This window comes from Streptomyces sp. PR69 (assembly GCF_026420845.1).
Classification (GTDB): domain Bacteria; phylum Actinomycetota; class Actinomycetes; order Streptomycetales; family Streptomycetaceae; genus Streptomyces.
Genome location: NZ_JAOWCB010000021.1, coordinates 1 through 21,308, shown reverse-complemented (window position 1 = coordinate 21,308; position 21,308 = coordinate 1). Strand labels below are relative to the sequence as shown.

The 21,308-nt window shown below is 70.6% G+C and carries 23 protein-coding genes; 8 read left to right on the top strand and 15 right to left on the bottom strand.

Going from position 1 to position 21,308, the window contains the following annotated elements; genetic code table 11:
- Positions 1-15: 15 nt before the first annotated feature.
- A complete protein-coding gene (locus OF819_RS19925; RefSeq protein WP_240135506.1) occupies positions 16-285 on the bottom strand; it encodes a DUF1876 domain-containing protein in 270 nt (89 codons plus the stop codon).
- Positions 286-472: 187 nt separating this feature from the next.
- Here OF819_RS19925 and OF819_RS19920 point away from each other — a divergent pair, with 187 nt between their 5' ends.
- Positions 473-1,096, top strand: a complete 624-nt coding sequence (locus OF819_RS19920) for a TetR/AcrR family transcriptional regulator (RefSeq protein ID WP_267244950.1) — start codon at positions 473-475, stop codon at positions 1,094-1,096.
- Positions 1,097-1,180: 84 nt separating this feature from the next.
- Here the strand turns inward: OF819_RS19920 and OF819_RS19915 are convergent, their stop codons facing one another.
- A complete protein-coding gene (locus OF819_RS19915; RefSeq protein ID WP_267244949.1) occupies positions 1,181-1,318 on the bottom strand; it encodes a hypothetical protein in 138 nt (45 codons plus the stop codon).
- Between the two features lie 102 nt (positions 1,319-1,420).
- Here OF819_RS19915 and OF819_RS19910 point away from each other — a divergent pair, with 102 nt between their 5' ends.
- The 3 genes from OF819_RS19910 to OF819_RS19900 are packed head-to-tail and all read left to right on the top strand — an operon-like array spanning position 1,421 to position 3,257.
- Positions 1,421-2,245: a helix-turn-helix domain-containing protein gene (locus OF819_RS19910; RefSeq protein WP_267244948.1), complete on the top strand. Its 825-nt coding sequence runs from the start codon at positions 1,421-1,423 to the stop codon at positions 2,243-2,245.
- Complete coding sequence (locus OF819_RS19905) at positions 2,242-2,478, top strand: DUF397 domain-containing protein (RefSeq protein WP_267244947.1); 237 nt, start codon at positions 2,242-2,244, stop codon at positions 2,476-2,478. The genes OF819_RS19910 and OF819_RS19905 overlap by 4 nt, the downstream gene beginning before the upstream one ends.
- 29 nt (positions 2,479-2,507) lie before the next feature.
- Entirely contained in the window at positions 2,508-3,257 is a 750-nt protein-coding gene (locus tag OF819_RS19900; protein WP_267244946.1) for a DUF4253 domain-containing protein, read from the top strand.
- A 1-nt stretch (position 3,258) separates the two neighbouring features.
- Here OF819_RS19900 and OF819_RS19895 read toward each other — a convergent pair whose 3' ends face one another.
- Complete coding sequence (locus OF819_RS19895) at positions 3,259-3,537, bottom strand: DUF1540 domain-containing protein (protein ID WP_267245019.1); 279 nt, start codon at positions 3,535-3,537, stop codon at positions 3,259-3,261.
- A gap of 255 nt (positions 3,538-3,792) precedes the next feature.
- On the opposite strand from OF819_RS19895, the gene OF819_RS19890 reads away from it, so the two are divergent.
- Positions 3,793-4,704, top strand: a complete 912-nt coding sequence (locus OF819_RS19890; protein WP_323748946.1) for a glycoside hydrolase family 19 protein — start codon at positions 3,793-3,795, stop codon at positions 4,702-4,704.
- A gap of 65 nt (positions 4,705-4,769) precedes the next feature.
- On the opposite strand, the gene hemB is transcribed toward OF819_RS19890, so the two are convergent.
- The 6 genes from hemB to OF819_RS19860 all read right to left on the bottom strand — a co-directional run bounded on the left by hemB (position 4,770) and on the right by OF819_RS19860 (position 11,934).
- Positions 4,770-5,762 carry a porphobilinogen synthase gene (hemB, locus tag OF819_RS19885; protein ID WP_267244944.1) on the bottom strand — a complete coding sequence of 331 codons (993 nt, stop codon included), beginning with the start codon at positions 5,760-5,762 and terminating at the stop codon, positions 4,770-4,772.
- 322 nt (positions 5,763-6,084) lie between these two features.
- Positions 6,085-7,758, bottom strand: a complete 1,674-nt coding sequence (locus tag OF819_RS19880) for a bifunctional uroporphyrinogen-III C-methyltransferase/uroporphyrinogen-III synthase (RefSeq protein ID WP_267244943.1) — start codon at positions 7,756-7,758, stop codon at positions 6,085-6,087.
- On the bottom strand, positions 7,755-8,699 hold the full coding sequence (hemC, locus tag OF819_RS19875) for a hydroxymethylbilane synthase (RefSeq protein ID WP_267245018.1): 945 nt from the start codon (positions 8,697-8,699) through the stop codon (positions 7,755-7,757). Before hemC ends, OF819_RS19880 begins: the two co-directional genes overlap by 4 nt.
- A 380-nt stretch (positions 8,700-9,079) precedes the next feature.
- Positions 9,080-10,438: a glutamyl-tRNA reductase gene (locus OF819_RS19870; RefSeq protein ID WP_267244942.1), complete on the bottom strand. Its 1,359-nt coding sequence runs from the start codon at positions 10,436-10,438 to the stop codon at positions 9,080-9,082.
- Positions 10,435-11,265 carry a redox-sensing transcriptional repressor Rex gene (locus OF819_RS19865; RefSeq protein WP_267244941.1) on the bottom strand — a complete coding sequence of 277 codons (831 nt, stop codon included), beginning with the start codon at positions 11,263-11,265 and terminating at the stop codon, positions 10,435-10,437. The genes OF819_RS19870 and OF819_RS19865 overlap by 4 nt, the downstream gene beginning before the upstream one ends.
- 393 nt (positions 11,266-11,658) lie before the next feature.
- Entirely contained in the window at positions 11,659-11,934 is a 276-nt protein-coding gene (locus OF819_RS19860) for a glutaredoxin family protein (RefSeq protein WP_267244940.1), read from the bottom strand.
- A gap of 149 nt (positions 11,935-12,083) precedes the next feature.
- On the opposite strand from OF819_RS19860, the gene OF819_RS19855 reads away from it, so the two are divergent.
- From OF819_RS19855 to OF819_RS19845, 3 genes are all read left to right on the top strand, one after another.
- On the top strand, positions 12,084-13,043 hold the full coding sequence (locus tag OF819_RS19855; protein WP_267244939.1) for an HAD family hydrolase: 960 nt from the start codon (positions 12,084-12,086) through the stop codon (positions 13,041-13,043).
- A gap of 501 nt (positions 13,044-13,544) precedes the next feature.
- On the top strand, positions 13,545-14,402 hold the full coding sequence (locus OF819_RS19850) for an ECF subfamily RNA polymerase sigma factor, BldN family (protein ID WP_267244938.1): 858 nt from the start codon (positions 13,545-13,547) through the stop codon (positions 14,400-14,402).
- 305 nt (positions 14,403-14,707) lie between these two features.
- Entirely contained in the window at positions 14,708-15,958 is a 1,251-nt protein-coding gene (locus tag OF819_RS19845; protein WP_267244937.1) for a DUF5667 domain-containing protein, read from the top strand.
- Positions 15,959-16,046: 88 nt separating this feature from the next.
- On the opposite strand, the gene OF819_RS19840 is transcribed toward OF819_RS19845, so the two are convergent.
- The 6 genes from OF819_RS19840 to OF819_RS19815 all read right to left on the bottom strand — a co-directional run bounded on the left by OF819_RS19840 (position 16,047) and on the right by OF819_RS19815 (position 21,233).
- Positions 16,047-17,186 (bottom strand): lysophospholipid acyltransferase family protein, encoded by a 1,140-nt coding sequence (locus tag OF819_RS19840; RefSeq protein ID WP_267244936.1) that lies wholly within the window; start codon positions 17,184-17,186, stop codon positions 16,047-16,049.
- 15 nt (positions 17,187-17,201) lie between these two features.
- Positions 17,202-18,311: an NAD-dependent epimerase/dehydratase family protein gene (locus OF819_RS19835; protein WP_267244935.1), complete on the bottom strand. Its 1,110-nt coding sequence runs from the start codon at positions 18,309-18,311 to the stop codon at positions 17,202-17,204.
- Positions 18,312-18,528: 217 nt separating this feature from the next.
- The gene (locus OF819_RS19830; RefSeq protein ID WP_003948845.1) at positions 18,529-18,627 is read right to left on the bottom strand and encodes a 30S ribosomal protein bS22; all 99 of its coding nucleotides are present in this window, start codon (positions 18,625-18,627) and stop codon (positions 18,529-18,531) included.
- Between the two features lie 142 nt (positions 18,628-18,769).
- Positions 18,770-18,979, bottom strand: a complete 210-nt coding sequence (locus OF819_RS19825; RefSeq protein WP_267244934.1) for a helix-turn-helix domain-containing protein — start codon at positions 18,977-18,979, stop codon at positions 18,770-18,772.
- A gap of 128 nt (positions 18,980-19,107) precedes the next feature.
- Positions 19,108-19,923 carry a phosphatase gene (locus tag OF819_RS19820; protein ID WP_267244933.1) on the bottom strand — a complete coding sequence of 272 codons (816 nt, stop codon included), beginning with the start codon at positions 19,921-19,923 and terminating at the stop codon, positions 19,108-19,110.
- 131 nt (positions 19,924-20,054) lie between these two features.
- Positions 20,055-21,233, bottom strand: coding sequence for an acetoin utilization protein AcuC (locus OF819_RS19815; RefSeq protein WP_267244932.1), 1,179 nt, complete (start codon positions 21,231-21,233; stop codon positions 20,055-20,057).
- Between the last annotated feature and the right edge of the window lie 75 nt (positions 21,234-21,308).

Here is a 21,308-nt window from a genome sequence, read left to right as displayed (position 1 = left end):
AAGGGAACCATTCCCTCACCTCAGCGGGTGGGAGGTCCTGCCGCTCACCTCGTCGATCTCCTTGTGCGCCTTCTGTAGCAGCTGCGACGCGAGATCCATCATCGCCCGCGCACCCGCGATCTCCTCCCCCACCCGCAACTGCGGCGGATCCGAAGGATGCCGACTGGCCGCGCCGTGCCCGCGGTACTCCGTACCGTCACCGAGCCTGACCAGCGCCGCCGCCCGCGTACGGTCGCCGTCCTCGCGGAACTCCATATCGATGTGCCATCCGACCAGCGTCTGCATGACGGTCACCTCCAGCGATACCCACCTCCAGGGTGCGCCGCCCGTCTGCTGATCGCCACGCGCCGATCTCCCAGTTTTTGCTTGACACGCAATAGGACGAGCGTCCTAATATCCCTTCCAAGGCGGCTCTAGGACGGACGTCCTAAACATGCTCCGCATGGCCGGGCGACACCAAGGAGGGGTGACAGTGGGCGCTGCGACCACCCGGGCGCATATCGTCGAGGCGGCCGATCAGCTGTTCTACCGACAGGGCTACGAGCACACGTCCTTCGCGGCGATCGCCGAGGCCGTACGCATCTCGCGAGGGAACTTCTACTACCACTTCAAGTCCAAGGACGACATCCTCGCCGCGGTCATCGCCGCACGGCTCGACGACAGGCGGCGGATGCTGGAGCGGTGGGAGGCCGACGAGCCCGACCCCGTCGGCCGGATCGGCAGGTTCATCGAGATCGTCGTGACGAACCGCGCGGACATCCAGCACTACGGCTGCCCGGTGGGCACCCTGACCACGGAGCTGGCCAAGCTCGGCCACCCCGCGCTGGACGACGCCGGCGATCTGTTCACGCTTTTCCGGGAGTGGCTGCGGCGGCAGTTCGTGCTGTTGGGGCAGGAGGCTGAGGCCGACGCCCTCGCGATGCACGTCCTGGCCTTCAGCCAGGGCGTCGCCACGCTCGCACACGCCTTCCAGGACGAGGACTTCATCCGCCGCGAGGTCCAGCGCATGCACGACTGGCTGAGCGCCTATGCCGCGAGCCCCGAGACCGCCCCGCACGCCGGAAACGAAGACGCCGCCGGCCAGACGAACGTCTGACTCATCCCCTTCAGCCAACCGAGAGGTGCCCCATGTTCATGGTTCTGCCCGGGGCTCGGCGGCGCGATCCTGGCCGACGGCGCCTCACGGGAGGACCTTGAGCGCCGCGTCGCGGCCGACCCCTTCGTCGTCGAGGACATCGTCAGCTCGGAGATCGTGGAGATCGCCCCGTGGCTGGCCGACGACCGGCTGAAATTCCTGCTCGCCTGAGCCGTCACGCAAGGACAAATCGAGCTCGCCTCAGCCGCTCCGTTCACCCGTACAGAATTTTGGTACGGGTGGACCGGGCATGACCTTTCACCGTGTACGGGGAGTTGACAGGTCATGCACTCCAAGAAGCGACGCCCCAAGAACGCGTCGGCCATGAAGCTCGTGGGCGCACTGGTCGCCCGCCTCCGCGAGGCGGCGGGCCTCACACAGAGGGAACTGGCGGAACGGGTCAGGCTCCATGTGGAGACGATCTCGTCGATCGAAGTGGGACGGCGGGCCCTGAAGCCGGATCTGGCCAGGCTGATGGACCGGATTCTGGACACGAAGGGGGTACTGGAGACGGCGTTGGACAACCTGCCGGAGGCAGACCTGTTCCCGGTGTGGGCGGAGCAGTTCATGGACATCGAACGCGAGGCCATCGCGATCTCGTGGTACGAGAACCAGGTGCTGCCGGGGCTCCTGCAGACGGAGAGCTACGCTCGCGCCGTCTTCCGCTGCAAGGTCCCCATCGTCACCGAGGAAGAGATCGACGCCCTTGTGGCCGCCCGTCTCGAACGCCAGGAGATCCTCCGCTGCCAGACCCCGAGGACAATCAGTTTCATCGTCTCTGAAGCTGTCGTGCGGGACCGGCTGGGCGGCGACGAGGTGTACACGGAGACACTACGGCACCTGCGAGATTGCGCCGACCTGCCAGGCGTATCGCTCCAGATCATGCCGCTCGGCCGGCAGGCCCATGCAGGGCTGGCTGGTCCGTTCATTCTCCTGGAGACGCACGACCACGAGCTTCTGGCCTACACCGAGACTCAGCGCGGCGGTCAGCTCATTTCCGACGCTGACGAGGTCAGCGTCCTTTCGCAAAAGTATGCGATGCTGCGAACGCAGGCCCTCAACCAGGAGGAGACCAAAGGCCTGTTGAGCCAGCTGCTAGGAGAGTTATGAGCATCGCACTTGAGTGGTTCAAGTCCAGCTACAGCAGCGAAGAGGGCGGCGCATGCGTCGAAGTCGCCTACACCTGGCGGAAGTCGAGCTACAGCGGCACCGAGGGCGGGTCCTGCGTTGAGGTCGCCGCCTCCCCCACCACCATCCACGTCCGGGACTCCAAGGACCCCGAGGGCCCCATGCTCACCCTCACCCCCTCCGCCTGGGCGGCGTTCACCTCGCAGGTCGGCTGATTGTCAGTGGCGGCCCCTAGGGTCGCCGCATGGTGATGAACCCGAACGCGCTGGGGCTCGACCTCCAGCCCGGCGCGGTACGCGTACGACCGTCGTTCTGGTACGCGAACGAGCCCGCGCAGCCGCAGACTTGGGCGCAGCTCCAGCGCGCCCGGCAGGCCACCGGCATGCATCCCGTCCTGCTGTCGGACGGGCCGGGAAGGACGCCCGCCTGGGACAGGGACCTGTCCCCCGAGGTCTCGTCCGACCCGGACGACCATGACGCCGAGACGGTGCTCGCCGAGCTCTGGGAGTTCGTACGCTCCGACGAGGACGCGTACGGCGAGGGCCGGTACGGCGACCGGCCGGGTCTCGCGCCCGCGCGGCCCTTCGAGACGGACCCGGACACCGCCGCCGCCCGCGTCGCCGCGACGCTCCTCGATCCGGCGCTGTCCCCGCACTTCCCCGCGCCCCGCGCGGGACTGGTCCCGGCTGCCCGGTCCGCGGACATCCCGTACGCCCTCGGCTGGACGGGCCCGTCCAACCACGCGGAGACGGATGCGCTCTGCGCGGTCCTGCGCTCCTGGGAGGACAGGTTCGGCATACGAGTGGTCGGGCTGTCCTTCGACTGCCTGGAGCTGTCCGTCGCCGCCCCGCCCCGCACGCTCCCCGACGCGCTCGCCGTCGCGGCCGAGCATCACGCCTTCTGCCCGGACAACGTCTGGCAGGGGTCAGGCACCCTCGACGCCTACGCCAAGGAGCTGGTCGGCGGCGACCGCTGGTCCTTCTGGTGGGACTGACTCAGGCAGGCGCGTAGGTCAGGCAGTCGACGTCGCTCTGGTGGTAGCCGACGGCGATGGCGGGGGCGCGGCATTCGTAGTCGCTGTTGTGCCGGCAGTCGGACACCTTGCAGGCCCCGACCCGGCCGGTGGCGGAGGGATCGCCGCCCTTGTCCGATGCGGTGAAGAAGGTGTCGCAGTGGGGATGCCGGGTGTCGCCCACGGTGATGGCCAGCGCGTGGCAGCCGTGGTCCCGGTTGTAGGCGCAGTCCTCGACCGCGCACTGGTTCACGACGGGCATCTCGATCACGGCGTCCTCCTCGTATCGGTACGCCTCCGAGCCTGGCCGCCGGCGTCGTCGACGGCCAGCGGACCTCTGCCGAATGGAGCATGCCCGGCCCCGCCCCGAAACTGACCCTTGGTCAGAATTGGCCTATACCATTGACTCGATCACGTCAACGCGCTTAGCTACCGGCACACCCCCCACCGCGGCCGGGCCCGGTAGCTCAACCCCCTCCCCGGGCACGGCCGTTGACTCTCAAGGAGTGATCGAGTGCTGAGACGGCGCATCATCCCCCTCCTGCTCGCGGCCCTCGTCGCCAGCGGGCTGTCCGCGGTCTTCACCCCCTCCGCCACAGCCGTCGGCTCCGCTGCCGCCGCCGGCGTCTGCGACACCGCGCCCAACTGGCAGCAGGGCGTCTGGTACACCACTGGCAACGTTGTCAGATACAACGGCAGCCACTACATAGCCGAGCACGACAACCCGGGCTATGACCCCACGATCTCCACCTGGTACTGGGACCCGTACACCTGCTCGGGTGACGGCGGGGGCGACACCACGGACCCGTCGGGATTCGTGGTCAGCGAGGCGCAGTTCAACCAGATGTTCCCAAGCCGGAACGGCTTCTACACGTACTCCGGGCTGAAGGCCGCGCTCAGCTCGTACCCCGGCTTCGCCAACACCGGCAGCGACACCGTCAAGAAGCGTGAGGCGGCGGCCTTCCTCGCCAATGTCTCGCACGAGACCGGCGGCCTGGTCCACATCGTGGAGCAGAACACGGCGAACTACCCGCATTACTGCGACTGGGGGCGGCCCTACGGCTGCCCGGCCGGTCAGGCCGCGTACTACGGCCGCGGGCCGATCCAGCTCAGCTGGAACTTCAACTACAAGGCCGCGGGCGACGCCCTCGGGCTGAATCTGCTGAACAACCCGTGGCTCGTCGAGCGTGACGCGGCGGTCGCCTGGAAGACGGCGCTCTGGTACTGGAACACCCAGACCGGGCCCGGCACCATGACGGCGCACCACGCCATCGTCAACGACCACGGATTCGGCGAGACGATCCGCGCGATCAACGGCAGCCTGGAGTGCAACGGGGGCAACCCGGGCCAGGTGCAGTCGCGGGTGGACACCTTCCGCCAGTTCACCCAGATCCTGGGCACGTCCACCGGCTCAAACCTGTACTGCTGAGCCGCTGAACCACCGCGGGCCAGGGAGTCTGAGTCGCCCGGCTCCCCGGCCCGCGGCATCACCGGTCACTTGATCCAGCGCGCGGCCTCCGTCGCCCAGTACGTCAGGATCATCTTCGCGCCCGCCCGGCGGATGCCGGTCAGCGCCTCCAGGATCGCCTTGTCCCGCTCGATCCAGCCCTTCTCCGCCGCGGCCTCGATCATCGCGTACTCACCGGAGATCTGGTACGCGGCGACCGGCACGTCCACGGCGTCCGCGATCTTCGCCAGGACGTCCAGATACGGGCCCGCGGGCTTGACCATCACCATGTCGGCGCCCTCTTCGAGGTCCAGCGCCAGCTCCCGCAGCGACTCGCGCAGATTCGCCGGGTCCTGCTGGTACGTCTTGCGGTCGCCGCGCAGCGAGGAGCCGACCGCCTCCCGGAACGGGCCGTAGAAGGCCGACGAATACTTCGCCGTGTACGCCAGGATCGCCACGTCCTCGTGGTCGGTCTGGTCCAGCGCGTCGCGGATGACCCCGATCTGGCCGTCCATCATGCCGCTGGGGCCGACCACGTCCACGCCCGCGTCCGCCTGGACCTGCGCCATCTCGGCGTAGCGCTCCAGCGTGGCGTCGTTGTCGACGCGGCCGCGCTCGTCGAGGACGCCGCAGTGGCCGTGGTCCGTGTACTCGTCCAGGCACAGGTCCGACATCACTGCCAGCGCGTCGCCGACCTCGGCCTTCACATCGCGGATCGCGACCTGGAGGATACCGTCCGGGTCCGTGCCGGCCGTCCCCGCCGCGTCCTTCTTCGCCTCCTCGGGCACCCCGAAGAGCATGATCCCGGAGACCCCGGCCTCCGCCGCCTCCACGGCGGCCTTCCGCAGCGAGTCCCGCGTGTGCTGCACGACCCCCGGCATCGCGCCGATCGGCGCCGGCTCCCCGATGCCCTCCCGCACAAACGCGGGCAGGATCAGATCGGCCGGGTGCAGCCGCGTCTCGGCGACCATACGCCGCATGACCGGGGTGACCCGCAGCCGACGGGGGCGGGTGCCGGGGAAGGAACCGTACGAAGTCATGACCCCACGCTACCGGGCGGCGTACCGGGCCCGGGGCGGTACGGCCACCCTCGCGAGAGCGGCCGGCCCGGGGTCCGGCCGGGCGCCCTTCTCTCCCGCCCGCCCCCTTCCGACCCCCGCACTCCAAGGCGGGGAGGGGTGGGAAAGCGCCCGCACCCCGCGGGAAAGGACCCGCACCCCGCCAAAGCGGGCGCGCCCAGCCCACGACGCGCACCGCCGCCGGGGGCGTGCAGGGCGAAGCCCCCACACCCCGCAGGCGGGTGCCGGGGGGCAAGCTCCCACACCCCGCAGGCGGCGGGCGCGGGGCCAAGCCCCCGCAGGCTTACGTCGCGCGGCGGCGCCGCCCGCCCGGCCGCTTCTCGCTCGGGCGGAGAATCGCCTCCCCCGCCTCCTTCGCCGCCTCGCGGCGCTTCGCGCCGAACTCCGCCAGCGCCTCCGCCAGCTTGTGCACCGACGGCTCCGGCGACAGGACGTCCACCCGCAGCCCGTGCTCCTCCGCGGTCTTCGCGGTCGCGGGGCCGATGCAGGCGATGACGGTCACGTTGTGCGGCTTGCCTGCGATGCCGACGAGATTCCGCACGGTCGAGGACGAGGTGAAGAGCACGGCGTCAAAGCCGCCGCCCTTGATCGCCTCGCGCGTCTCCGCCGGGGGCGGAGAGGCGCGCACGGTGCGGTAGGCGGTCACGTCGTCGACCTCCCACCCCAGCTCGATCAGCCCGGCGACCAGCGTCTCGGTGGCGATGTCGGCGCGCGGCAGGAAGACCCGGTCGATCGGGTCGAAGACGGGGTCGTACGGCGGCCAGTCCTCCAGGAGGCCCGCCGCGCTCTGCTCCCCGCTGGGCACGAGGTCCGGCTTGACGCCGAAGTCGACAAGGGCCTTCGCGGTCTGCTCGCCGACCGCGGCGACCTTGATCCCGGCGAAGGCGCGCGCGTCGAGCCCGTACTCCTCGAACTTCTCGCGCACCGCCTTGACCGCGTTGACGGAGGTGAAGGCGATCCACTCGTACCGTCCGGTGACGAGCCCCTTGACCGCCCGCTCCATCTGCTGCGGGGTGCGCGGCGGCTCGACGGCGATGGTCGGCACCTCGTGCGGCACCGCGCCGTACGAGCGGAGCTGGTCGGAGAGCGACGCGGCCTGCTCCTTGGTGCGCGGCACGAGCACCTTCCAGCCGAAGAGCGGCTTGGACTCGAACCAGGCGAGCTGGTCGCGCTGCGCCGGGGCGCTGCGCTCGCCGACCACGGCTATCACCGGGCGGTGCCCCTCCGGGGAGGGCAGGACCTTGCCCTGCTTGAAGACCTGGGCGATGGTGCCGAGGGTCGCGGTCCACGTCCGCTGCCGGGTGGTCGTCCCGGCGACGGTCACGGTCAGCGGGGTGTCGGGCTTGCGCCCGGCAGAGACGAGCTCCCCCGCCGCCCCGGCGACCGTCTCCAGCGTGGCGGACACGACGACGGTCCCGTCGGACGCGCCGACCTCGGTCCAGCAGCGGTCGCTCGCGGTGCGGGCGTCCACGAAGCGGACGTCCGCGCCCTGCGCGTCCCGCAGCGGCACACCCGCGTACGCGGGCACGCCGACCGCCGCCGCGATGCCCGGCACCACCTCGAAGGGGATGCCCTCGGCGGCGCAGGCGAGCATCTCCTCGCCCGCGTTGCCGTCGAGCCCCGGGTCGCCGGTCACCGCACGGACGACCCGCTTGCCGCCCCGCGCGGCCTCCATGACAAGATTGGCCGCATCCCTGAGGGCGGGGACTCCGACGACAACTGACGCCTCGTCAGAAGCCGTCAGCTCGGGCGTGCTTACGTTCGCGCGCGCATGGCCGCGCACGACGTCGAGCACATCCGGCTCGGCGATCAGCACGTCCGCGCCCGCGAGCGCCTCCACGGCGCGCAGCGTCAGCAGACCGGGGTCACCCGGGCCTGCCCCGAGGAAGGTGACATGCCCGTGGCCGTGCCCGTATGCGGGAGGGGCCGGATGGTTCGAGACGGTGGTGGGGCTCAAAGAACTCGCTCCCCCATAAGACCGGCCGCACCCTTGGCGAGCATCTCGGACGCGAGCTCGCGGCCAAGCGCGACGGCGTCGCCGTGCGACGTGGGTACGGGACCGGTGGTGGACAGCTGCACCAGCGTCGCGCCGTCGGTCGTGCCGACGACGCCCCGCAGGCGCATTTCGTTGACAACTTGGCCCTCGCCCGACAGATCGGCCAGCGCGCCCACAGGTGCGCTGCATCCGGCCTCCAGGGCGGCGAGCAGGGCACGCTCGGCGGTCACGGCGGCCCGGGTGTACGGGTCGTCGAGCTCGGCGAGCGCGGCGACGAGGTCTGCGTTCGACGCAGGGCACTCGATCGCCAGGGCCCCCTGGCCGGGGGCGGGCAGCACGAAGTCGACCGAAAGGAATTCGGTCACCTCGTCGGACCTGCCGATGCGGCTGAGGCCGGCCGCGGCGAGCACCACGGCGTCCAGCTCTCCGCTGCGTACATATCCGATGCGCGTGTCGACGTTGCCGCGGATGGGCACCGTCTCGATCTGCAGCCCATGGCTGCGCGCATAGGCGTTGAGCTGCGCCATCCGGCGCGGCGACCCGGTGCCGACGCGCGCGCCGCGCGGCAGCCGGTCCAGGGTGAGGCCGTCGCGGGCCACCAGCGCGTCGCGGGGGTCCTCGCGCGGCGGCACGGCGGCCAGCGCGAGCTCCTCGGGCTGGGTGGTCGGCAGGTCCTTCAGGGAGTGGACGGCGAAGTCCACCTCGCCCGAGAGCAGCGCGTCGCGCAGCGCGGTGACGAAGACTCCGGTGCCGCCGATCTGCGCGAGGTGCTCACGCGAGGTGTCGCCGTACGTGGTGATCTCCACCAGCTCGACGGCGCGTCCGGTCAGTTCGCGCACGGCCTGGGCGATCTGCCCGGACTGGGCCATGGCGAGCTTGCTCCGCCTGGTCCCGAGCCGCAACGGCCGCGCGGCGTCACCCGCCGGAGCCGACGCACCCTCGGCCTCGGGCCGGCCTGCGCCACCCGCACCACGCACCGCACCCGCCGCGCCGGCGTGCTCCCCGGCGACGGCCGCACGGGACGGCTGAGTCACCTCGCCCAGCGCATCGCCGGCAGGCACGGACCGCCCGCGGTCCTCGCGACCGGCCGCACGCGACGGCCGCCCGGCCGCCCCCGCCGACGCACCCTCGGCGGCGCGCACGGGCCGTGTGCCCGCCGTGCCGGGCCGCGCGTCACCCGCCTTCCCGGGCCGCCCGTCGGCCGTCTCGGACAGGACGGCATGCGTCGCGGCGTGCACAGCACGCTCCACGGCGCCGCCGACCGCCCTCTCGGTCCTCTCGGTCATACTCGCCCTCGGTTCTTGACGTCGGCGTCATTCAGGTCGGCCCGGCTGACGGAAGCGACCGCCTCCGGGTCGAGGTCGAAGAGTGTGCGCAACGCATCCGCGTACCCGGCTCCGCCCGGTTCACTCGCGAGCTGCTTGACGCGCACGGTGGGCGCGTGGAGCAGCTTGTCGACGACGCGGCGCACGGTCTGCACGATCTCGGCTCGCTGCTTGTCGTCCAGCCCGGGCAGCCGGCCCTCCAGCCGGGCGACCTCGCCGGCGACCACATCGGCGGCCATGGTGCGCAGGGCGACCACGGTCGGGGTGATGTGCGCGGCGCGCTGGGCGGCGCCGAAGGCCGCGACCTCGTCGGAGACGATACGGCGCACCTGGTCCACGTCGGCGGCCATGGGCACGTCGGCGGACGCCTCGGCGAGGGACTCGATGTCGACGAGGCGCACCCCGCCGAGCCGGTGCACGGCGGCGTCGATGTCCCGCGGCATGGCCAGGTCGAGCAGCGCCAGCGGCCCGGCGGCCCGCGCCTCGACCGCCGCCCCGATGACATCGGCCCCCAGCACAAGCCCCGTGGACCCGGTGCACGAGACGACGACATCGGCACGTGTCAGCTCGGCGCCGACCGCCGTCATCTCGACGGCGCGCGCGTCCACGCCCGTGCCGCCCGGCTCGCGCAGGATCTCCGTGAGCCGCTCGGCCCGGCTCAGGGTCCGGTTGGCGACGACGATCTCGGCGACCCCGGCGCGGGCGAGCGTGGCGGCGGCCAGCGACGACATGGAGCCCGCGCCGATGACGAGCGCCCGCTTGTCCTTGGCCCAGGCGTCCACGGACGCACCCGCGGCGAGCTGCTCAAGGCCGAAGGTGACGAGCGACTGCCCGGCCCGGTCGATGCCGGTCTCGCTGTGGGCGCGCTTGCCGACCCGCAGCGCCTGCTGGAAGAGGTCGTTCAGCAGCCGTCCGGCGGTGTGCAGCTCCTGGCCGAGCGCGAGGGCGTCCTTGATCTGGCCGAGGATCTGGCCCTCGCCGACGACCATTGAGTCAAGGCCGCAGGCGACCGAGAACAGATGGTGGACGGCCCGGTCCTCGTAGTGCACATAGAGATACGGAGTGAGCTCTTCCAGCCCGACGCCGCTGTGCTGGGCGAGCAGGGTGGACAGCTCGGCGACGCCCGCGTGGAACTTGTCCACGTCCGCGTACAGCTCGATGCGGTTGCAGGTGGCGAGGACGGCGGCCTCGACCGCGGGCTCCGCGGCGAGGGTGTCCTGCAGCAGCTTGGCCTGCGTGTCGGCGGCAAGGGAGGCCCGCTCCAGCACGCTCACCGGCGCGCTGCGATGGCTCAGCCCGACGACCAGGAGACTCATGCCGGCATCACGGCGGGCATATCCCCGTCGGGTCCCTTCCGGCCGGCACTCGCGCCCGGCCCGGCGCTCTCGTTCTGCTCGGTCGCGGCAGGCGCTCCGGCAGACGCGGCAGGCGCAGCAGCAGACGCAGACGCGGCGGGCGCGCCCGCGACGGCCTCGGACTCCTCGCCTGCCTTCCGCTGCTCGTGGAAGGCGAGGATCTGCAGCTCGATCGAGAGGTCGACCTTGCGCACATCGACGCCGTCCGGCACGGACAGCACGGTGGGAGCGAAGTTCAGGATGGAGGTGACTCCGGCGGCGACGAGCCGGTCGCACACCTGCTGGGCGGCGCCCGCGGGGGTGGCGATCACGCCGATCGACACGCCGTTGTCGTTGATGATCTTCTCAAGCTCGTCCGTGTGCTGCACCGGAATCCCGGCCACCGGCTTTCCGGCCATGGCCGGGTCGGCGTCGATCAGGGCCGCGACACGGAAGCCGCGGGAGGCGAACCCGCCATAGTTGGCGAGGGCCGCGCCGAGGTTTCCGATGCCGACGATGACGACCGGCCAGTCCTGGGTCAGCCCCAGCTCGCGGGAAATCTGGTAGACGAGATACTCGACGTCGTAGCCCACACCGCGGGTCCCGTACGAACCGAGGTAGGAGAAGTCCTTGCGCAGCTTGGCGGAGTTGACTCCGGCGGCGGCCGCGAGCTCCTCGGACGAAACCGTCGGCACGGACCGCTCGGACAGCGCGGTCAGGGCGCGCAGGTACAGCGGAAGCCGGGCGACGGTGGCCTCGGGGATTCCTCGGCTACGGGTCGCCGGTCGGTGATTTCGGCCAGTTGCCACGGTGCTCCTGCGGGATGAGCGAGGCTGCAGGCGGCCGTGTGTCCCAAGACCGCCCCGTCGAATGCAGGCTATGTCTTTGTGAACGCGTGCACAAAGATAGTGTCCGCTTTGTCCGAGCAAAGTGACCGGGGTCACGCGATTCGATCGCCCGTTCCTGGAACCGCGAGCCGCGCCGACCCGTTGACCACGCATTGCGGGCACAGCCGTACACACTCCTCACGATGACACCCCGGGACGCCTCACTCTGCCCTGCGCCCATCGCATTCCGATAGAGCCACGGCACGAGCCCCGATCCTCCAGAAAGAACCGGGCAAAACGCCCTCAAGGGTACCCTCCCGCAGAACCGGAGGCGGACGCTCACGCTCCGCATACGCCTGAGGACCCTGATGCGCCTCAGGCTCCCAGTGCCCGCCGCAGCCGCCCCGCGTCCACGCGCCAGAAGGTGTGCTGCTCGCCGTCGACCAGGACAACCGGAATCTGCTCCCAGTACGCGCGATGCAGCGCCTCGTCCTGAGTGATGTCCTTCTCCTCCCAGGCAGCACCCGTCTCACCGCACACCTCCTCAATCACAGCCCGCGCATCGTCACAGAGGTGACACCCCGGCTTCCCGATCAGGGTCACCAGCCGTTCCCCGGCCTTCTTCTTCGTACGCCGCAGCACAGGACTCATACGCCCATTCTCCGCCCGCGCGGACCGAGCACAGGAGCCGCCGCCCGGTACGCGGCGAATCACCCGTTTAACAGAGCTGCCTTGCAGAGTTCACGTCATCGCATCCCCGCGACTCGGGAACTACCGAACAGACTGGCTATGCTCGCCACATGGCCGCACTGGGATGGCTCACCCCCCGTAGGCGCTCCGCCACCGCACGGAGCGTCCTGGCAGGCGAGGCCGCAGCCGAGGCCGCACGCAAGTCGTCGCGGGAGCTTGAGGAGCTGCAGGCCCTGCGGGAGCGCGAGGCCGCGGCGGAAGCCGCCGCGGCAGAGGAACCGGAATTCCCCGTCGCCGGGGACGAGCGCGCCGCGGCCTTCTTTGACCTCGACAACACGGTGATGCAGGGCGCTGCGCTCTTCCACTTCGGCCGGGGTCTGTACAAGCGCAAGTTCTTCCAGCGCCGTGAGCTGGCCCGCTTCGCCTGGCAGCAGGCCTGGTTCCGGCTCGCCGGGGTCGAGGACCCGGAGCATATGCAGGACGCGCGCGACAGCGCCCTGTCCATCGTCAAGGGCCACCGCGTCTCCGAGCTGATGACGATCGGCGAGGAGATCTACGACGAGTACATGGCCGACCGCATCTGGCCCGGCACCCGCGCCCTCGCCCAGGCTCACCTGGACGCGGGCCAGAAGGTGTGGCTGGTGACCGCGGCCCCGGTCGAGACGGCCACGATCATCGCCCGCCGCCTCGGACTGACCGGGGCGCTCGGCACAGTCGCGGAGTCCGTCGACGGCGTCTACACGGGCAAGCTGGTGGGCGAACCGCTGCACGGACCGGCGAAGGCCGAGGCCGTACGGGCCCTGGCGGCCGCCGAGGGCCTGGACCTGTCACACTGCGCGGCCTACAGCGACTCGCACAACGACATCCCGATGCTGACGCTCGTCGGCCATCCGTACGCGATCAACCCGGACGCCAAGCTGCGCAAGTACGCGCGCGAGCGCGACTGGCGGCTGCGGGACTACCGCACCGGCCGCAAGGCGGCCAAGGTCGGCATCCCGGCGGCCGCGGGCGTCGGCGCGCTCGCGGGCGGCACTGCGGCCGCGGTGGCGCTGCACCGCCGACGCCGCTGACCCGCCGGGCCCAGCCGGCCGCTCCGCCGGCGTCGGCCCCGCCCCCCACGCCCGCACTCGGCGGGGCGCGCGCCGCATGGGAGCCCCGATGAGGGCCGCGAAACGGGCCCGCGAACCGTCTTCCGGGACCCGCACCCGTGTCCAGTCATCCGCGTCACCCGCGCCCGTGATCCCGTACGAAACCGCACACGGACACGCGGCCAATCTCGAAGCCTTACCCCCGCGCGCCGCCGGCCAGTCCTCTTTTCTGCACGCGGCCACAAGCAGCCGCCCGATGAGACAGATCACGAAGTCTTTCGATCAATAACCGTTCACAATCCGCTACTTGATCCGCCGCATAGGCGTAACAGAAGCGACGGAAACGATGATTTGAGCAACTGGGTGTAGCACTGCCTGTACGAAGCGTTATTCTCCTCAGACGCATGACGGACATCACCTGTCCCCACGACGGGTGAACGGTCCCTCACTGCACGTGATGGAAGCTCTGCCTCTGGGAGTCCCGTGTACCCACACGACGGGGTTGACGCCTCGGGCCTGGCTACGCTGCGCGCGACGGTCCTCGACTGCTTGCGCGGCTTCGTCCCCACCGCGTACGCCGGCCCCGCATTCGCCATGCCCCGCCTCGCCGCAAGCGGCGGCCCCGCCGCCCCCTGCTATGCCCTGGCCAACGGCGTCGAGAAGGGCTCGGCGCGCAGCGGCGTCGTCGAGGGGAGGTGGTCGGGCGACGGGCGGGCGGTGGGCAGACGCGGCCGGGGAGCGCTCGGCGGGGCCGGCGCCTCGACCGCCGCCCGCCGCCCCAGCGCCGACAGCGACAGCGCCCGCATGATGGAGCTCGTCGAGCGGGCGCAGGCCGGCGAGGCCGACGCCTTCGGCCGCCTCTACGACCAGTACAGCGACACCGTCTACCGCTATATCTATTACCGGGTCGGCGGAAAGGCGACCGCCGAGGACCTCACCAGCGAGACGTTCCTGCGCGCCCTGCGCCGTATCTCCACCTTCACCTGGCAGGGCCGCGACTTCGGCGCCTGGCTGGTGACCATCGCCCGCAACCTGGTCGCGGACCACTTCAAGTCCAGCCGCTTCCGCCTGGAAGTGACCACCGGCGAGATGCTCGACGCCAATGAGGTCGAGCGCAGCCCCGAGGACTCCGTCCTGGAGTCCCTCTCCAACGCCGCCCTGCTGGAGGCGGTCCGCAAGCTCAATCCGCAGCAGCAGGAGTGTGTGACCCTGCGCTTCCTCCAGGGCCTGTCCGTCGCCGAGACGGCCCGGGTCATGGGCAAGAACGAAGGCGCGATCAAAACCCTCCAGTACCGGGCCGTGCGCACCCTGGCCCGGCTGCTCCCCGACGACGCCCGCTGAGCCGCCTCCACCCGCCACACCGCCGTCCGCCCGCACCGTCCGCCCGTACCGCCCGTCCGCACACTGACCGATGTCCACCTTTCACTAACTCCTCAACTCACCGTCGGTGACGCCCCGATGACGCTCTGGTCCGATCATCTTTCGCGCGTAACCCAAGTGCCGCGCCGCTCGTTGTGCGGGATGCAGGCTCCCTGTGGTTACGCCCTGCCCGCGTCCGCTCACTCGTTCGTGTGGATGTGTTCAAGGCGTGCAACCTTCCAGATCCCCTGGGGAGTCGATCGTCATGACGAGAGGAGGTGCCGCCAGTGATCGCGAACGTTTCGGCGCACCGGCGGGCGAACGCCTTCGCCCAGGCCTTGGAAGACCGGGCGGCCGAACAGCCCGAGGGACCCGAGGCGCCGGACGCGGAGCCGGACGCCGCAGGCCCGGTCGACACCGTCGAACCAGCCGAGCACGGACGGCTGTTGGCGCTGGCGACCGGCCTCAGCGAGCTGCCGAAGCCCGAGCTGGACCCCGACGTCAAAGTGGTGCAGCGGGCCCAGCTCGTGGCCGCCATGGAAGAGATGTTCGCCGCGGGCGGCGCCTCCGCGGGCCGTACGGTCCCCGAGCAGCGCAAGGCGGGCCGCGGCGCCCATCGTGCGTCCGCGCTCCGGAAGCTGCGGCCGCGCTCCCGCTGGTCCAAGGGTCTGGCGGCAGGCGGCCTGACGGTCGGCGTGGCCGCCGGAGCCTTCAGCGGAGTGGCCGCCGCCAGCTCCGACGCCCTCCCGGGCGACTCGCTGTACGGCCTCAAGCGCGGCATGGAGGACTTCAAGCTCGGCCTGGCGGACGACGACTCCGACCGCGGCGAGCTCTATCTGAACCTCGCCTCGACCCGCCTCGGCGAAGCCCGCCGGCTCATGGAGCGGGGCCGCAGCGGCGATCTGGACCATGAGTCGCTGAACGAGATCCGCCGGGCGCTCAACAGCATGCGCCACGACGCCTCGGAAGGGCACCGGCTGCTCTCCGCCGCCTATGCGCGGGACGGCTCGATCGGCCCCATGGCCGCCCTCGACTCCTTCTCCCGCTCGCACCGCGACACCTGGCTCGGTCTCCGCGAGCGGCTGCCCACCCAGCTCACCGACGTCGGCAATGAGGTCAGCTCGGTCTTCGACGCCATAGAGCAGGACGTCGAGCCGCTGGAGTCGCTGCTGCCGCGCCCCCCGGAGACGGAGAGCAGCGTGCAGAGCCGCCCCGGCTCCACCCGTGACACACCCGGCGCAGGCCATGCCGAATCCGACAGCCGCACCTCCCCGGCCGCGCCGTCCTCCGGCCAGGGAGAGTCCGCCGACGGCTCGGCCCAGCCGTCGGGCTCGGGATCCGGCTCCGCCTCGCCCCAGGAGGAGGGCCTGCTCGGCGGCAACACCGGCGGTCTGCTCCCGCCGCCGAACACCCCCGCCCCCGAAGACTCGTCCGGGAACGGCTCGGGGTCGCCGACGCCGGAGGCGGATGTCACCCTCCCGCCGCTGCTGCCGGGCATCCTCCCCGGTCTCGGCGTCGAGGGCGAAAGCGACCAGTAGCAGAAGACAGGCAGGGAGATGGGCGGGCCTCTCAGGAGGCCCGCCCATCTCCCTGCCGTATGCGTGACAAGCGCTTCAGAAGAACGCTTCAGAAGAACACAGACCGGCGCTGCACGAGCAGCTTGTAGAGCGTGTGCTGGATCTGCTCCCGCACCTGGTCGGTCAGATTGAACATCAGCATCGGGTCCTCGGCCGCCTCCGGCGGATAGCCGTCCGTGGGGATCGGCTCCCCGAACTGAATGGTCCACTTCGTCGGCAGCGGCATCGCGCCCAGCGGCCCCAGCCAGGGAAACGTCGGCGTGATCGGGAAGTACGGAAAGCCCAGCAGCCGCGCCAGCGTCTTCGCATTGCCGATCATCGGATAGATCTCCTCCGCCCCGACGATCGAGCACGGCACAATGGGCGTCCCGGCCCGCAGCGCCGTCGAGACGAACCCGCCACGCCCGAAGCGCTGCAGCTTGTAGCGTTCGCTGAACGGCTTTCCGATGCCCTTGAAGCCCTCCGGCATCACCCCGACGACCTCACCCTGCTGCAGCAGCCGCTCCGCGTCCTCCACGCACGCCAGGGTGTGTCCCGCCTTCCGGGCCAGCTCATTGACGACCGGGAGGACGAAGACGAGATCGGCGGCGAGGAGCCGCAGATGGCGCTGGGCGGGATGGTTGTCATGGACGGCGACCTGCATCATCAGCCCGTCCAGCGGAAGCGTGCCCGAGTGGTTCGCCACCACAAGCGCGCCGCCGTCCTGCGGAATGTTCTCAATGCCCTTCACCTCCACCCGGAAGTACTTCTCGTACAGCGGGCGGAGCAGCGACATCAGCACCTGGTCGGTCAGCTCTTTGTCGTAGCCGAACTCATCCACCTCGTAGTCGCCGGTGAGCCGTCGGCGCAGGAACGCCAGTCCGCCGGCGATCCGCCGCTCCCAGCGATCGGGCCGCGCCTCTGCCTCCTGGCCGTCGACGCGGGCGGACCGCTCCTCGGGCTCCGTCTCACCGCCGTACGGCGTGCTCCGCTCGGCCCTCCGCGGCCGTGCGGCGCCGGGCAGCGGGCTCACAGCGGCCTCATGCACCGGCGCCGTCCCCGCCGCCGTGTCGGGCGCGGCGGCGCCGCGGCCGCCGGACGGCTGACGGGGACGCCGCCGTGCACCGCCGCTGCCGCGCTGTGCGCCGCCGCGCTGTGCCCCGCCACGCGAACGGTCGTCGTCGAAGGGAATGACCTTGGCATCCGCCATCGTTGGCTGCGCTCCTTATCCGGCTGTGCGACCGTCGGGCTGTGAGCTCTGTCCCCGGGCTCCGTGTCCCCGGGCTCTGTCTCCGCAGGCTCCTCTTGCGCGCGGCAGAGCCGCCGCGACCCGGTCGACCGCCGCGGCGACGGCGGCCGGAGGCAGCAGCCCGGGCTGCCGGCTGCGCGCGAAGTCCGCGAAGGTCTCCGCGGTCGTGTGCCTGGGGTGGAACCCGAGCGTCTCGCGCATCTGCACGGTGCTGACGACACGTCCATGGGTCAGCAGCCGGATCTGCTCGGGCGAGAAGTCCGTGACGCCGATCGTGCGCAGCGCCGAGCCGAAGCGGGTGACAGCGGGCAGCGGCAGCGGCAGCGTCGGCCGCCCGAGCCTGCGCGAGCACTGGGACAGCAGCAGCACGCCGTCGCCGGCCACATTGAATGTGCCGCTGTTCAGCGTGGACCGGCGCGGCTCGTGCAGCCCGATGCGCAGTACGTCGATCACATCGTCCTCATGGACGAACTGCAGCCGCGGGTCATAGCCGAAGACGGTGGGCATGACGGGCAGCGAGAAGAACTCGGCAAGCGGGGAATCCGCGCATGGCCCGAGGATGTTCGCAAAGCGCAGCACGCACACGGCGACGTCCGGCCTGCGGCGGGCGAATCCCCGTACGTACCCTTCGACCTCGACCGCGTCCTTGGCGAAACCGCCGCTCGGGAGTGATTTGGGCGGGGTGGTCTCGGTGAAGACGGCCGGGTCCCGGGACGCCGAGCCATAGACGCTCGTACTGGATTTCACCACCAGCCGTTTGACCGTCGGCGATTTCTGGCATGCGCCGAGGAGCTGCATCGTGCCGATGACATTCGTCTCCTTGACGGCGGTGCGGCCGCCGGCGCCCAGCGGTGTGCCGGTGACATCCATATGGACGACGGTGTCCACGGCATGCTCGGCGAGAACCCGCCCTATCGTCGGCTGCCGGATGTCCGCGCGGATGAAATCGGCGCCGCCCAGATGGTGCTCGGGCTTCATCGCGTCGACGCCGATGACCCGGTCCACCTCCGGGTCGCGCTGGATTCGCCGTACAAGACGGCCTCCTAGCTGCCGGGCCACCCCGGTGACGAGCACGACCTTGCCCAAGATCAGCGCCTTCCCTTAGGTCCTGTGCGTCACCGTAGCGCTTGGGCGTTGCGCTGTGATGTCCACCCGTCGCACTTACTGCGGACAAGTGGCCTGATCGCCCATATCGCCGTACCGCCCGGCGTGATGGTCTGGGGCCGCCCCGAAACGCGCCGTGGCCCTCCCACACGTCTGGTGGAAGGGCCACGGCTGCGCGAACGGCTCTCGCCGGGCGCGCTTACTTCTTGTTGCGACGCTGAACGCGCGTGCGCTTGAGCAGCTTGCGGTGCTTCTTCTTGGCCATCCGCTTACGCCGCTTCTTGATAACAGAGCCCACGACTACCCTCGCTCACTTCTCGGAACACCCCGCGTCAGCGGGGATCTCGGTGCGGGGCGTCTGGGCCCACACGACCTACGTCGGCCTAGCCTACCTGCCGCCGAGTGAGGGACGTAATCCGAGGGCAGCCATCCGGACTCCGCTATGCGGTTTCCACCCCCACATAGGACTCTCGGAGGTAGTCGTGAACCGCCTGCTCCGGAACCCGGAAAGACCTCCCCACCCTGATCGCCGGCAGATGACCGCTGTGCACCAAGCGGTACACCGTCATCTTCGACACTCGCATGACCGTGGCGACTTCCGCCACGGTCAGAAACACGACCTCGTTAAGAGGCCTCTGGTCTGCAGCCATGACCCACCTGTACCTTCCGCACCCGACGCACACCGGCTTCCCCTCCGGTGACTCTTCGTCGCTGTGCGCTCACTCCCCAGACTAGGGGCGGGTGGTGCGAGTGGGGAAGAGGAGCAGCCATCGGCCGCCTACTGTGACAGACACGCTCGATTGAGTACATAGCGCGTCAGCGGTCGGTAGCAATCAGACCGCACAGCGTCATCAACCGGAACGGTCACGGACACCCGCCCCTCCGCCTCTCCGACGAACAGCGCGGGGTCGTTCACATCTGCCAGGCCGATGGCCTCGATACCCAGCTGACCTGCACCGCAGACCCAGCCGTGGTCACCCACCACCAGCTCGGGCAGCGGCTCGCGGGCGGCGGCGGCCGCGGCCAGGGCCACCCGAATCGGCAGTGGTGAGTGGGTGTGCGCGCCGGGATTGCCCCCGTGCTCCCGCGTGCCCGGTTCGCGCACGAGCGCGATGCGCCGTACGTACGCGAGGTTGTACGTGCGTACGCCGAACCGGGTCGTTATGTCGACACATCGCCCCTGCGCGGGTGTGAGGACAGGGCAGCCAGCTGCCGACAAAGCGTCTGCGAGATCGGCGTAGAAGCCCAGCAGCCGGTGCGGATGCCCGGTCCCGAACAGCACGGGCGCGCGGCGCTCGGCCGCGTCCCCGAGCCGGTCCGCGAAGGCGTCGAGCCCCGCGAGCGTCCGCTCCGGATCGATGACATCGGGCCCGGTCACCTGGTCGGGGTCCGCGGAGACTCCGCATCTGTCAGCCATCAGCGCCAGCAGATCCCGCTCACCCCAGACCCACTCGGGATTCAGCCCGAGGGTGACACGCGGATCGCCAGCTGCGAAGAGCCGATAACTGCGGAGGCTTTGCTCTCGCGTCGTGGCCACTTCCCCGGCCAGCCGAGCCTCCAGCAAATGCGCCCGCAGCGCCCCGGTACTCAACACCTTCCCGATGCTGCCGTACGCGGGACGCCTTCGTGCGAAAAGCCCGAATTACCCCCGCAATTGGCCTAATTACGGAACGGGGGAACCGGCCCCGGTCCTCAGCCTCCGGTCCCGGCCCCGGCCCCGGTCCCTTAGGCCAGCAACCCCCGCAGCGGAAACACCGCACGCCGCGTCGCCAGCACAGCCTGGTCCACCCGGTCCCCCGGGTCGTACCCCTCGTCCCACGGCCGCCACCGCACCGGCCACCGCCCGTCCGTCATCCGCCCCGGCGCCACCCCGCGCGTCCGCGCATACACCTCATCGCGCCATGACTCCGGGATCAACGACTCCGGCCGCACCTCCGCATGGCCGACGATCCCCACCAGGTGCGTCCAGGACCGTGGAACCACATCCGCCACCGCGTACCCGCCGCCCCCAAGGGCAACCCACTTCGCACCGTCCACATGGGCATGGGCTAGCTCATGGCACGCCGCCTGAACCGACCGCTGCGCATCCAGCGACACCGCCAGATGCGCCAGCGGGTCCTCGAAGTGCGTATCGGCCCCGTGCTGCGTCACCAGCACCTGTGGCCGGAAGTCCGCCAGCAGCTCCGGCACCACCGCGTGAAACGCCCTGAGCCACCCCTCGTCCCCCGTGCCCGCCGGAAGCGCCACATTCACCGCGCTGCCCTCCGCCGCGCCCCGGCCTCCGGTCTCCTCCGGCCACCCGGTCTGCGGAAAGAGCGTCTGAGGGTGCTCATGGAGCGAGATCGTCAGCACCCGCGGGTCATCCCAGAACGCCGCCTGCACCCCGTCCCCGTGATGTACGTCGACGTCGACGTACGCGACCCGCTCGGCCCCCAGCTCCAGCAGCCGGGCGATCGCCAAGGACGCGTCGTTGTAGATGCAGAACCCGGACGCCGCGCCGGGCATCGCATGGTGCAGACCGCCCGCGAAGTTCACCGCGTGCGCGGCCTCCCCGCGCCACACGGCCTCCGCCGCCCCCACCGACTGACCGGCGATCAGCGCGGACGCCTCATGCATCCCCTTGAACGCCGGGTCGTCCATCGTCCCCAGCCCGTACGCCTGGTCGGCCTCGCGTGGGTCAGCGGAAGCCGCCCGGACTGCCGCCACATAGTCCTCACGGTGTACGAGCCTGAGCGTCGAGTCCCCGGCCGGCTTCGCCGCCACCACATCGAGCGCACGGTCCAGCTCGTAAGCCCGCACCAATCCGATCGTCAGCGCAAGCCGCACCGGATCCATCGGATGGTCGTTCCCGAAGTCATACTTCGTGACTGCCTCGTCCCACATCAACAACGCGCGGCCGCTCATGCTGGCCACCGTATCGGGCCGTCCTCGTCGTGACCTTGCGGGTCACCCTAAACGCAGAAGAGCCCCGCACCATGA

Excerpts from the sequence above, each read along its gene's own strand:
- OF819_RS19895 (WP_267245019.1), bottom strand. The coding sequence starts at position 3,537 with ATGCCCGTCGTGAACCAGTGCGCGGTCGAGGACTGCGCCTACAACCGG.
- OF819_RS19900 (WP_267244946.1), top strand. The coding sequence starts at position 2,508 with ATGGTGATGAACCCGAACGCGCTGGGGCTCGACCTCCAGCCCGGCGCG.
- OF819_RS19855 (WP_267244939.1), top strand. The coding sequence starts at position 12,084 with ATGGCCGCACTGGGATGGCTCACCCCCCGTAGGCGCTCCGCCACCGCA.
- hemB (WP_267244944.1), bottom strand. The coding sequence starts at position 5,762 with ATGACTTCGTACGGTTCCTTCCCCGGCACCCGCCCCCGTCGGCTGCGG.
- OF819_RS19910 (WP_267244948.1), top strand. The coding sequence starts at position 1,421 with ATGCACTCCAAGAAGCGACGCCCCAAGAACGCGTCGGCCATGAAGCTC.
- OF819_RS19825 (WP_267244934.1), bottom strand. The coding sequence starts at position 18,979 with ATGGCTGCAGACCAGAGGCCTCTTAACGAGGTCGTGTTTCTGACCGTG.
- OF819_RS19905 (WP_267244947.1), top strand. The coding sequence starts at position 2,242 with ATGAGCATCGCACTTGAGTGGTTCAAGTCCAGCTACAGCAGCGAAGAG.
- OF819_RS19815 (WP_267244932.1), bottom strand. The coding sequence starts at position 21,233 with ATGAGCGGCCGCGCGTTGTTGATGTGGGACGAGGCAGTCACGAAGTAT.
- OF819_RS19860 (WP_267244940.1), bottom strand. The coding sequence starts at position 11,934 with ATGAGTCCTGTGCTGCGGCGTACGAAGAAGAAGGCCGGGGAACGGCTG.
- OF819_RS19925 (WP_240135506.1), bottom strand. The coding sequence starts at position 285 with ATGCAGACGCTGGTCGGATGGCACATCGATATGGAGTTCCGCGAGGAC.
- OF819_RS19840 (WP_267244936.1), bottom strand. The coding sequence starts at position 17,186 with ATGGCGGATGCCAAGGTCATTCCCTTCGACGACGACCGTTCGCGTGGC.
- OF819_RS19870 (WP_267244942.1), bottom strand. The coding sequence starts at position 10,438 with ATGAGTCTCCTGGTCGTCGGGCTGAGCCATCGCAGCGCGCCGGTGAGC.